At 35.6% G+C, this 12,930-nt stretch carries 8 protein-coding genes and 3 tRNA genes; 2 read left to right on the top strand and 9 right to left on the bottom strand.

Features of this window, described 5'->3' with window-relative positions:
• Positions 1–4: 4 nt before the first annotated feature.
• Entirely contained in the window at positions 5–571 is a 567-nt protein-coding gene (locus FJV36_RS07065; RefSeq protein ID WP_158730525.1) for a hypothetical protein, read from the top strand.
• A gap of 3 nt (positions 572–574) precedes the next feature.
• Here the strand turns inward: FJV36_RS07065 and FJV36_RS07070 are convergent, their stop codons facing one another.
• The 9 genes from FJV36_RS07070 to FJV36_RS07110 all read right to left on the bottom strand — a co-directional run bounded on the left by FJV36_RS07070 (position 575) and on the right by FJV36_RS07110 (position 11,515).
• The gene (locus FJV36_RS07070; RefSeq protein WP_158730526.1) at positions 575–1,222 is read right to left on the bottom strand and encodes a M15 family metallopeptidase; all 648 of its coding nucleotides are present in this window, start codon (positions 1,220–1,222) and stop codon (positions 575–577) included.
• 331 nt (positions 1,223–1,553) lie between these two features.
• Entirely contained in the window at positions 1,554–4,430 is a 2,877-nt protein-coding gene (locus FJV36_RS07075) for a type I restriction endonuclease subunit R (RefSeq protein ID WP_158730527.1), read from the bottom strand.
• Between the two features lie 4 nt (positions 4,431–4,434).
• Positions 4,435–5,244 (bottom strand): transposase, encoded by an 810-nt coding sequence (locus FJV36_RS07080; protein ID WP_158730528.1) that lies wholly within the window; start codon positions 5,242–5,244, stop codon positions 4,435–4,437.
• 710 nt (positions 5,245–5,954) lie between these two features.
• A complete protein-coding gene (locus tag FJV36_RS07085; protein WP_158980956.1) occupies positions 5,955–7,121 on the bottom strand; it encodes a restriction endonuclease subunit S in 1,167 nt (388 codons plus the stop codon).
• A gap of 144 nt (positions 7,122–7,265) precedes the next feature.
• The gene (locus FJV36_RS07090; RefSeq protein WP_158980958.1) at positions 7,266–8,861 is read right to left on the bottom strand and encodes a type I restriction-modification system subunit M; all 1,596 of its coding nucleotides are present in this window, start codon (positions 8,859–8,861) and stop codon (positions 7,266–7,268) included.
• Between the two features lie 557 nt (positions 8,862–9,418).
• Positions 9,419–10,174 (bottom strand): carbonic anhydrase family protein, encoded by a 756-nt coding sequence (locus tag FJV36_RS07095; protein ID WP_158730531.1) that lies wholly within the window; start codon positions 10,172–10,174, stop codon positions 9,419–9,421.
• A gap of 1,065 nt (positions 10,175–11,239) precedes the next feature.
• Positions 11,240–11,313 (bottom strand) — tRNA-Arg (locus tag FJV36_RS07100).
• 24 nt (positions 11,314–11,337) lie between these two features.
• A tRNA-Pro gene (locus FJV36_RS07105) sits at positions 11,338–11,412 on the bottom strand.
• 19 nt (positions 11,413–11,431) lie between these two features.
• Positions 11,432–11,515 (bottom strand) — tRNA-Ser (locus FJV36_RS07110).
• 228 nt (positions 11,516–11,743) lie between these two features.
• On the opposite strand from FJV36_RS07110, the gene FJV36_RS07115 reads away from it, so the two are divergent.
• Positions 11,744–12,922: an acetyl-CoA C-acyltransferase gene (locus tag FJV36_RS07115; protein WP_158730545.1), complete on the top strand. Its 1,179-nt coding sequence runs from the start codon at positions 11,744–11,746 to the stop codon at positions 12,920–12,922.
• The last annotated feature ends 8 nt before the right edge of the window (positions 12,923–12,930 follow it).

Raw genomic sequence — 12,930 nt, forward strand, 5'->3', positions numbered from 1 at the left:
TGAAATGAAATACATAACACTACTCTTTTTTGTACTAATTTATACTGCTGTATTTAGCCAAAAACCTTGTGAATACAGTGAAAATATTACAGATTCCATAGGTTCCTATAAAATAACAAAAGAATACATGATTAGTGAGAAAAATTTTGGAACAAATAAAAGTTACATCTTTTTCTCCCTAGCTATGACTGATGGCTTACCTACTTTAAATGTCCAAACCATTCAAAAAAGCAAAGACTTTATTAGAGCAAATTGTTTCGATAAAAACTCAAAGATTTACCTGCAGTTAAACAACGGTAAAATTGTAACCTTAGTTCATGTTGATCAAGAGAATTGTGGCACCATTTTAAGAGATGACAATCAATTTGACAACAGAATTAACTCAGGCATTTTTATGTTTGCCAAAGAAAATTTTGAAGATCTTAAAACAGTCCCTATCACTTTAATGCGAATAAAATACCTAACAGATACTGAGGATCATGTTATTAAAAAAGAATTTCTTTCTGAACTCAATAACGAAACCTACAATCCTGAAAACTATTTTATCAATTATTTAAAATGTGTAGAATAGGTATTATTCACATTCCCATTTTATATTAGAAACGGGGTTTTTCAAGCCCGCTTTCAAATTGTAATGCCACCATTCTGAATCAAATGAATTAAAACCAGCACTAATCATTACTGATTTTAATAGTTTTCGGTTTTGCAATACATTTTTAGGTAAATCCTGATATAAATGACTTGCTTTCTCGCCAAAAAAATCAAAATCAGTACCCATATCCACTGCTTCTCCTTGAAGCGTTACAAGGGAAATATCTACGGCTCCACCCCTATTGTGAATAGAACCCGTTTTAGGGTTTGCCACATACTTAGGATTAGGAACTATTTCCCACATTTTTTTTTGGATATCCAAAGGTCTGTAGCAGTCATAAATTTTTATTTTACATCCTTTTTGAGCCAATTTGGTATTGGCTTTAATCAAAGCTTTAACCGTTTTTAATCGTAAAAAACACTCTGAGCAATCATACACTTTAGCTTTTAAAAAATTATCATCAGTAGCGTACTTCATATCATAGACAAAAGCATCACTATACGTTTTTAAATTCACAAAAGTCGTGTCATTTACTTTGTCATTTTTTTCAATAAGTGAATTAGGCAAAGAAGATTGTGCTAAAGCACTATTTAAAAACAGGAACATCGCAGAGAGGAAAAAAAATTTCATTTTTGATACAATTACAGTATTAATTAAGAGTGGTATTTTGTAAAATTATACAAAAAATTGGATTGCTGTATTAAAACAAATAAAGGATTCTAACTTTTGACAAAATGTCGAATAAGCCTTAGCAATTTAATTTCGTTAAGAACACAGCAGCTTGGTTTTTTCTTTTTAACGAAAGAGGAATCTCATTATTTACTCACTTCATGTGATGTATCACGTAAGTTGAAACACCAAAATTTACTTTTGAATTCACTTGTGTAAAAGTAATTTTGCGGTGCAAACTATTTTTACACCGCAAAAATTCGGTGATTAATTTAATTTTATAGTTTACCAATTACGCCATCATCCCCTTTACAAAAACCTCCACAAACTCCTTCATTTTTGCTATAATTCGGTCACCAATAGTTCGGGCTTGCAGGATGCTGGGTCTATTGTCTAAGCATTGAAAAACCTCGTCTTTTATGGGTTCTCGACCGCTGTATATGTAGGCATCGATTAAGGATTTGAATTGTGCTTTGTCCAAGTGCTCTTCGTCGCATAGTTTGCCTAATGCCAAGACTTTTTGATCTTTCCAGTATTTTTCAAATTCGTCTTCAATAGAATCACCGTCTTTGATGTTGGGCATGTTCTCATCTATGAATTTTTGGATTAAATCTCTTTTGCTTCGCAACTGAATGTCTCCACCCAATAAATCAATGATAGCTTTCTTTTGCGCTGCCGCTGCTGTTGGTGTTTTTTCGCCTTTTAGTTGCGCTAACAATTTTAGGATGTACGCGACGTTGATTTGGTCGGTATGGATTAATTCTAATTCAAAATCAATGTCATCCAGAATCGATGTCTTTTTCTTTTCATTATCCTGTTTCACCTTTTGGTAGATGTCTAGATACTTGGCTTTGTAGTCTTCGTATTCTTGTTCATCAATACCTAAATCCTCCCAGTCAAAATCAGTGTAGGATTGCAATACATTCATGGCTCGCATCAATTTTCTGAACGCTTGCACAAACTGCGCATCTTCTTCTTCGTTTTTTAAATCATTTACGCTTTGATACGTAGGCGCAATTTCTCTTAAAAGTTTCAAGGCTTCGTCAAACTTCTCAGCAATGGCATCGTAATCGGGCATGGTAACGACCTCAATAGCCTCTTTGTTCGAAAACAAAGTAATGGCATCGTCAGTCGCTTTTTTAAGATTTCTAAAAGCCAAAATGTTTCCTTGCGACTTCTGTTCTCCCAGAATCCTGTTGGTTCTGGAATACGCCTGAATCAAGCCGTGTTGCTTCAAGTTTTTATCTACATATAGCGTATTTACTTTTTTAGCATCAAAACCCGTCAGCATCATATTCACGACAATCACAATATCCAAACGGTCTTTCTCGTGGTCGAAGTTTTCTTTTTCTCGATCTTTTAATCTTTGGCTAATGTTTTTGAAATAATTCTCAAACTGTTGGCTATCCTTGGTCGAAAAACTGGTATTGTACATTTTGTTGTAATCTCCAATGTACTTTTCTAGCTTATCTCTGGTGTGTTTGGATTGATAACTGGCTTTTGGTTCTGCTGCCATATCAAAATCATCATCACCAGGCAAGAAATCTTGTGCTTCTGCTGAATCTTCATTGGTACCATACGTAAAAATAGTTGCAATGCGCAAATCGTGTGCTCCAGCTTCTTTCTTTTGTTGAAAAAGGTCGTAATACTTAATCACATTATCAATGCTACTTACTGCTAACAGTGCCGAATAGTCTTTATTGAACGTTTTTTGATCGTGATACGCAATGATGTAATCTACAATTTTGTTGATTCTCTTTTCGGAATCCAGCACTTCTTGCTTGTCAATATCTTCTACTTCTATGTCAATAAAAGCATTGCTCTTGTTCTTATATTTCCCCACATATTCAATCCCAAAACGCAAAACGTTTTGATCCCGAATCGCATCGGTAATGACGTATTTGTGTAAGCAGTTGCCAAACAAATCTTTGGTGGTACGTTTTCCTAAATCATTCTTTGAAGCATTTTCGGCAAAAATAGGTGTTCCTGTAAAACCTATTAGCTGACTTTTCTCAAAGAATTTAGTTATGCGGTCGTGTGTTTCTCCAAATTGCGAACGGTGACATTCATCAAATATAAAAACGATTTTCTTGTGTCGTAAAGCTTCTATTTTGCCAGAAAACCGTTCCGAAATGGCATTGTTTAATTTTTGAATGGTGGTCAAGACTAGCTTGGTATTATCAGTCAATTGTCTGACTAACGATTGGGTATTATCAGTAACATCAACACTGTCTTTTTTGAAAGCGTTGAACTCATTCATGGTTTGGTAATCCAAATCTTTCCTGTCTACAACAAAAACTACTTTATAGACTTCGGGCAATTCCATTAAAATTTGACTGGCCTTAAAGGAAGTTAAGGTTTTACCCGATCCTGTGGTGTGCCAAATGTAAGCGTTGTCATTCGAGTTTTTAACTTGGTGAATAATGGCTTCGGTAGCAAAAAATTGATACGGACGCAACACCATCATTACCTTATGTGTTTCGTTGATCACGATGTAATGTGCTATCATTTTACCCAATTGGTTTGGGTTTAAGAAAACAGCTGTAAACTCAGGTAACTCGGTGATGTTTTTATTATTGGCATCAGCCCAAAAGAAGGTTTGTTTGACCGATTGCAATTTATTGTTGGCCAAATATTTAGTATTAACGCCATTGCTAATGACAAACAATTGCACGTATTGAAACAAACCATGGTTGCTCCAAAACGAGTGCATTTGATAGCGATTGATTTGGTTGAAGGCTTCTTTGATTTCGATGCCCGAACGTTTCAATTCTATTTGTACCAATGGCAAGCCGTTGACCAAAAGTGTGACATCAAAACGGTTCTTATAGCTTCCTTCTAATGATATTTGATTGGTAACTTGATATAAATTCTTGCTGTTATCCTCCGCATTAAAAAACCGAACATAGAACGAAGTCCCATCTTCCTTAGTTAATTGAAAGCGATCCCGTAGTGTTTTGGCTTTTTCAAAAACATTGCCTTTGGACAAATGATTCAAAACAGCATCAAACTCTTTGACTGTAAAAGTGGTTTCGTTAAAAACTTCTAACTGACTTTTAAGGTTAGAAAATAAAGCGTCTCCTTCTTGAATTTTGACAGACGTATATTTCAAGCCAATCAATTGCTTGATTAAGTTGTTTTCTAGTGTAGCTTCGGATTGGTGGCTCATATTTTTAATTATGAAATTTATCTTTTTTCCATTTTGAAGGATTATCTTCTATATAATTTTGAATGGTATCGAATGCTCTTGAATCACGGATAACATGATCGTAAAATCGGGATTGCCAATTAAAATCGGCATGAATTTTACGCATTTCAAAACTACACCTGCCTTTATACCAACGAATGATTCGGGATATATTTTCATGAAACATCGGATTATTATTTCCGGAAAAACCGCCTTTTTTATCATCCTCTTCATGTTCAGACGCGATTAATCGCGTCTCAACGCGTTCATTTCTATTGACATTTTCCACATTTTCATTTTTAGACGCGATTAATCGCGTCTCAACGCGTTCATTTCTATTGGCATTTTCCACATTTTCATTTTTAGACGCGATTAATCGCGTCTCTACGTGTGCATTTCCATTGGCATTTTCAACATTTTCATTTTCAAACGCGATTAATCGCGTCTTTACTAATTTATTGATAATCAAAATTCCATGCATATGATTGGGCATAATTACAAAATTACCCAATTCTACAAAAGGAAATTTATTCGGAATTTCATCCCAAATATCATGGGCAATTTTTCCCAATTCATTCAATTGCATTTCGCATTTTTCATCAATCGTATCCTGTAGAGACGCGATTAATAGCGTCTCTACGTTCGCATTGGAAACATCCAATTTGGAAACAACATCCCCAAATAAACATTCCATTTTATCAATGCATATTGTGATGAAATACGCTCCATTTTCGCCATAATCCCAATTTTGCAATCGGGCGGATGGAATGCGATATTTATTTTGAAATTTTTTCATATTTCATTATTATTGAATATCATCATTTTTTATAAAATGATTCATTTTGCTATATGCTATCCGGTACGGTACAGACGCCATTTATCGCGTCTCTTTCATTACCCACAATTCGATTTTATCAATATAGACGCGATAAATCGCTTCTCTACCATCCCAAAAAATTTTTATAACGCACAAATAGACGCCATGCTACCCGGTACAGACGCGATTTATCGCGTCTCTTTCATTACCCATCATTCGATTTCGCAAATATAGACGCGATAAATCGCTTCTCTACCATCCCAAACAATTTTATAACGCACAAATAGACGCCATGCTACCCGGTACAGACGCGATTTATCGCGTCTCTTTAATTCCCCACAATTCGATTTCGCAAATATAGACGCGATAAATCGCTTCTCTACCATCGCCAACAATTTTATAACGCACAAATAGACGCCATGCTTTCTGGTACAGACGCGATTTATCGCGTCTCTTTCATTCCCCATCATTTGATTTCACAAATTTAGACGCGATAAATCGCTTCTCTACCATCCCAAACAATTTTATAACGCAAATATAGACGCCATGCTATCCGCACGTACAGACGCGATTTATCGCGTCTCTTTCATTCCCCACAATTCGATTTTATCAATATAGACGCGATAAATCGCGTCTCTACCATCGCTGACAATTTTATAACGCACAAATAGACGCGATGAATCGCGTCTCTACACAAACATTTGCTGCAACAATCCTTTTTTAAATTCTTGCGTTTTTACCAATTCCCCATTGACCTTTTCTATTTTACCATCGATGCCCGATAAAAAATTGGCGATTTTTTGCTGTTCTTTTATTGATGGAATACCACAGATTTCATTTGAATAATCTTTGAAATAAATGTGCGGAATCGTGCTCCCAGTTACATATTTTACAAAATCAATATTTGAAAGTAAACAATATAAAAAGTAGGTGTCAATATTTTGTTTTGGACTTATTATTTCCATCGTTCCCAAAACGGATGATTTTCCTTTGCAATACAATAGTCTTCCAACACCCGCACCATCTTTTACAATGCTTATATAATCGCTTTCCTCTTTATAAAAATCAACTTTTTTCAATATTCCTGATGCTCCGTAAATGATAAATTCCCCAAAATTATCTTCAATTTTATTTGCAGAAATATTAGATGATTTTTTAGTAGCAACATCCCCCAACTTTTTCTCTTCCCAATCCGGATACTCCTTTCCATTCTCATCTTTGAAGCGCAATTTTCCTGAAAATAATTGTTGCATTACCCCTTTTTTGTATTGCTCTAAGAGTGCTACTTTGCGGGACAATTGATGTATTTTTTCATCTACCGAGCTTAAAAAAGAAGCTATTTTTTGTTGTTCTGGGAGTGGTGGATATGAAATTTCAATTGAATTTATTTCATTTGGAGATAAATTTGGCGGGTCTGAACCTGCAATATTATTCTCAATGAATTTAATTAATTCATCTTTTTGAAGTAAAGAATAAATGAAATAATGTGAATTATTAGAAACTATTTTACCAACTCGTTGATTTAATAAAGCACCATCAAAGAAGCTATTTATTTGAGCTATCTTTAATTTCCCATTCAAAATCGGTCTTGTTAAAGCAACAACAAAATCTCCTTTCGATATAATAAATTTCTTGTGCTTTTCTTTTAATGAAGCAGGTAAATATGAAAGATTATTTTTTTTCATTTCTTGAATACCAACATCAGCAATTTTAACCCATAAAACTCCTTCATCAACAGAGGAAGTACTTGAAAAAGCATAACCATTAAAAATTGTAAAAGCTTCTCCTAAAGTATTTTTCTCCCACTCCCCATCAAACCCGGGAAAGCGCAATTTTGGTACGTTTAGGCTATTCATGACGGGTAATTTTTTGCGTTAGGGATAGGAACGGCATCCTTTTGTGGAGCGCAGCGGAACAAAAGATAGAGTGGATAGCCCGACCTGCCTTTTTCTGGCGGGGAACGCCCCAATAATCGTGTGTGTATAAAGTGTTATTCATGATTAAAATGGGGTTTCAATTCCTAGCTCCCTACAAAAACTGGCAATGGTAGCATCGGTGGTTTTGCTTTCATGGGCTAAGGCGCGTAATTCTTGGGTTATGGCTTGTAGGTCTATGGCATCTTCCTCCTCAAAGGTGTCTACGTAGCGCGGGATGTTTAAATTATAATCATTTTCGGCGATGGTAGAGACGCGATTAATCGCGTCTGTACGATTGCGGGAAATTGCGGCAATTTGGGAATATTTTTCTTCCTCGGTGCGATTTTTATAGGTATCGATTATTTTGTCGATGTCTTCTTTGCGCAGCACGTTTTGGGTTTTTACTTTCTCAAAATGTTGGCTGGCATCTATAAACAAGATGTTATCTGGATTGTCGCGTTTTTTCTTTAGGACCAAAATACAGGTTGGGATGCTGGTTCCGTAAAAAATATTGGCGGGTAATCCTATTACGGTATCGAGGTAGTTTTTCTCTTGGATCAAATACTGGCGAATGTGTCCTTCGGCTCCACCACGAAACAAAACGCCGTGTGGCAAAACTATAGCCATGGTTCCGTTATCGTCAAGCTGGTGCACCATGTGTTGTACAAAAGCAAAATCAGCTTTTGAGCTTGGGGCGAGTTTGCCATAGGCCGAGAAACGCTCATCGATCATGTGCAGCGGACTCGCAGACCAATTGGCCGAGAATGGCGGATTGGCTACGATGGCTTCAAAACGCAAATCGTAATGTTGTGGGCGTTCTAGGGTATCTTCGTTTTTAATATCAAAACGTTTGTAGTGTACATCGTGCATGATCATGTTCATGCGGCACAAGTTGTAAGTGGTAGGATTCATTTCCTGACCGTAAAAAGCGCTGACGTCTTTTACTTCTTTGGCTACGCGCAACAGCAAGGAACCTGATCCACAAGTTGGGTCGTAAACGCTTTTGAGTTTGTCCTTGCCTACGGTTACTAGTTGTGCCAAGATGCTACTGACTTGTTGTGGTGTGTAAAATTCACCCGCTTTTTTGCCTGCGCCACTAGCAAACTGACCAATTAAATATTCGTAGGCATCGCCTAGAACATCACTGTCGGTATTTTCTAAATCAAAATCAATTTCGTCCAGATGAATCAAGACTTTTACGATCAATTCGTTTTTATCCGCTTCGGATTTTCCTAGTTTGTGAGAGGTTAAATCTAAATCCGAAAAGAGGTTGCCAAAATCTTCTTCGCTTTCTGACCCCATGGTACTTTGCTCAATGTGCGTGAGTACTTTGGCTAGATCGCCCAGGATGAAATTGTTTTTTCCGCCAGCGTTACCTCTGCGTGCTAGTTCTGAGAATAAATCAGCAGGCTCCAAGAAAAAGCCTAATTTGTCAATAGCCAATTGTTTTATTTCTTGCATCAAAAGGGCTTCGTCAGGATGTCCTACTACTTCTTGAAAAGTCAAACCGTCGGGTTGTAAGATGGTATTGGCGTACAAATCCATTTTAGTACTCAGGTACTTATAGAAAATGAAACCTAATATGTAATCTCTAAAATCATCGGCATCCATTTTGCCACGAAGGGTATTTGCGATGTTCCAGAGTTGTTGTTCTAATTTTTGTTTTTGTTCGGCTGCCATGAAATGTATTGATTGTAAATGATAGGTAAGCAATTAATAGTGCTTGAGCTACTGTAATTGCTTGCGTTTAATGTGCTTTTGGTAAGCCAGATGCGGCTTAAAAACTTTGTTGCACTATAAAAATGCAAGAAATTTACTTGGCTAAGATATTAAAAAATAAGGAAAAAATGTACGGTAAATGGTAAAGAAGTCTGCGTAAAACTATTTTGATTATACGAATGAGACTGTGATGGTTGATGCTTTTAAGGATTGATGCGCAAAAAACGGGGAGCAAAATATACTAAAAACAAAAAAACCCACCAATATGGTGAGTTTTTAAGTGAAGGCAGAAGGATTCGAACCTTCGACCGTCCCAATTAAAAATCGGGATGTGGTAAAGCACTATTTAAAATCAGGAACATCACAGAGAGAAAAAACAATTTCATTTTGATTTCGTTTATTTTTTTTGTGTTGTATTTATAAATAAACCCTAAGAGATTATAAAGTTCTGTGGATAGATTATTGATAATTAAACTTAAATTTTTGGCTGATAAAAGTTAATAAATTATCATCAGTAATCAGTCAACAAATTCTAATTTTCCTGTTCGTAATGTATAAAACACCCCTACAATTTTAATTTCGCCATTGCTTTCCATCTTTTTCAAAATTTCACTTTTTGACCTAATTTGAGAAATTGTATTTCTTATATTATTCTTAGCAACAAATTTAACAAACACTTCATTATTAGAAGACTTTTCTCCTTTAAAATCATCGCTCATTTGTACAGCAGGTTTAATATTAGTGAGCATTGAAGTTATATTTCCTAATTGCACATTATCTATAGCACCCTTAATAGCTCCACAATGTTGATGCCCCATAACAACAATCAATTTAGCACCGGCAACTTTGCAGGCAAACTCCATACTTCCTAATAAATCAGTATTTACAAAATTTCCAGCTACTCTGCCTACAAATACATCTCCTATACCTTGATCAAAAACATCTTCTACTGGCACTCTACTATCTAAACAACTTAAAACCATTGCTTTTGGATATTGACCATCAGTTGCAGCTTTCCTAATTTCTTCCGAATGTTTACGTTGGGTAATATTCCCTGAATTAAAACGATCGTTTCCAGCAATAAACTCTTTTAAAACCTGCTCTGGATTAAGTGCATCGCGTTCTGTTTTTGTTAAAACATGATCTAGAACTGAATCCTTCTTTTTCAAATCCTGACTTGTTTGAGAACTTTCGTTTTTAGAACTTGAATTGCAACTTGCTATTGTTTGTAGTAAAATCACAAATGCTGCAGTTTTGATTACTTGTTGTATCATTTTTTGAGTTTTAAAATTTAACGATACAAAATTGAATTTTTTAATTCATAAATTTTTATTTATATTTTATATAATAAGCATAAATAAAATTAATGTTGTTGTTTTTTTTAAAAAAACTAATTGTATTTAGGAAATAAAAAAAAAGGTTTTTAAAAATTCTAACCTGATATTTTTTTCTTAATAAATTATACTCTTGACATAACCCTATGTAATTTGTACATTCTATTAATAATAAATGACTCTAAAAAAAATGAGTTTAAAAAAAGAGGATTACAAGCACAGTTAACGCATACTCTTAATTAAGAAAAGGGTAAAGAATATATAACAATACAATATTTGATTTCAAAAGAGCTTTTGATAGCCAATACTTATATTAGAAAATAGGAAATTATTGTTGAATATCATGAATTACTCTTTACACTCTTTAAATTAAGCAATAAGTCTAATTTCTATTTTCATGTTCGTGATTTGTTCGTGAAAATGTTGTAAAAAGTGGTGTCTTGTGGTGGTAAATGTAGGAAATAATAAAACACAAAAAACACCAATTTGGTGGGTTTTGTGAAGGCAGAAGGATTCGAACCTTCGACCGTCCCGATTAAAAATCGGGATGCTCTATTTCTTTTACTAATTTATTTTGGAACAAAGTCTTTTTTCCTTTTTAAAGCTTTTAAAACCATCCTTATTTAAATGTATTAAAAACAAAAAACTCATCGAATTGGCGGGTTTTGTGAAGGCAGAAGGATTCGAACCTTCGACCGTCCCTATTAAAAATCGGGATGCTCTATTTCTTTTACTAATTTATTTTGGAACAAAGTCTTTTTTCCTTTTTAAAGCTTTTAAAACCATCCTTATTTAAATGTATTAAAAACAAAAAACCCACCAAATAGGTGGGTCTTGTGAAGGCAGAAGGATTCGAACCTTCGACCGTCCCGATTAAAAATCGGGATGCTCTATTTCTTCAACTAGTCATTTTGAGATTAAGACTATTTAAATTTTATATTTTTTTAAAATCATCCTAAATGAATTGGATTAAAAACAAAAAACCCACCAAATTGGTGGGTTTTGTGAAGGCAGAAGGATTCGAACCTTCGACCGCCTGCTTAGAAGGCAGGTGCTCTATCCAGCTGAGCTATGCCTCCATTGCTCGTGTAAAAAAACTCTAGTCGGGGTGGCAGGATTCGAACCTGCGGCCTCCTGCTCCCAAAGCAGGCGCGATAACCGAGCTACGCTACACCCCGAAAAACAAAAAACTTAAAGCGGAGGGACAGGGACTCGAACCCTGGCACCGATTACTCGATGACAGTTTAGCAAACTGCTCCATTACCACTCTGGCACCCCTCCAAGCTCAAGAAACGTGTTCTGTTTTGCGGTTGCAAACTTACTACTTCTTTAGACTTCTCACAACTTTTTTTGATGTTTTTTTTATATTTTTTTCAAAAAAAATTAAAAACAGTTCACAGTCAAATACATAGAAGTGTAAAAATTTATCGGAATTATTAAATTCTATTCGAAATATAAATTTACTTAAAAAAGATTAAATTTGCTTCATAAACTAACATTATGAAAGACATGAACAAAAGAGTTGTTATCGTTTCTGCCGTAAGAACACCTATCGGAAGTTTTATGGGAGCATTATCTACAGTAACTGCACCAAAATTAGGAGCTGCTGCTATAAAAGGTGCTTTAGACAAAATAAATTTAGACCCAAACTTAATTGACGAAGTTTACATGGGTAACGTAGTTCAAGCAGGCGTAGGTCAAGCTCCTGCTAGACAAGCGGCTTTGTTTGCAGGATTACCTACAACAGTAGCTTGTACTACTATAAACAAAGTATGCGCCTCAGGAATGAAGGCAGTAATGATGGCTGCTCAAGCAATTCAGTGCGGAGACGCTGAGATTGTAGTAGCAGGTGGTATGGAGAACATGAGTTTGATTCCGCATTACATGAACCTGAGAAACGGAACAAAATTTGGTCCATCAACAATGCTTGACGGAATGCAAAAAGATGGCCTTACAGACGCTTATGACAACAGTGCAATGGGAGTTTGTGCTGATTTATGCGCGACAGAATATAATTTTTCTCGTGAAGATCAAGATGCGTATGCTATTCAATCTTACGAAAGAAGTGCTGCCGCCTGGAATACTGGAAAATTTGACAATGAAGTAGTACCTGTTGCTGTACCACAACGTAAAGGTGACCCGATCATGGTAACCAAAGACGAAGAATACACGAATGTAAAACTTGATAAAATCCCTTCGTTAAGTCCTGTTTTTACCAAAGACGGAACAGTTACAGCTGCCAACGCATCAACCATTAATGACGGTGCTGCTGCAGTAATCATGATGAGTGAAGAAAAAGCACTTACATTAGGCTTAAAACCATTAGCGTACATAAAAGGTTATGCCGATGCTGCTCAAGAGCCAAAGTGGTTTACTACTAGTCCTGCTAAGGCTTTACCAAAAGCACTAGACAAAGCCGGAATAGCACTTGATGCTGTTGAGTACTTTGAATTTAACGAAGCCTTCTCTGTAGTAGGATTAGCCAATTCTAAAATACTAGGACTAGACAATTCAAAAGTTAACGTAAACGGTGGCGCTGTATCACTTGGACACCCGCTAGGATGTTCTGGGGTGCGTATTATTGTTACTTTATTAAATGTACTGGAACAAAATAACGCAAAAATAGGCGCTGCTGCTATTTGCAATGGCGGTGGTGGCGCATCTGCAATTGTTGTAGAAAGAATGTAATACTTAAT

The organism is Flavobacterium sp. I-STPP5a, assembly GCF_009764685.1.
Classification (GTDB): Bacteria; Bacteroidota; Bacteroidia; order Flavobacteriales; family Flavobacteriaceae; genus Flavobacterium.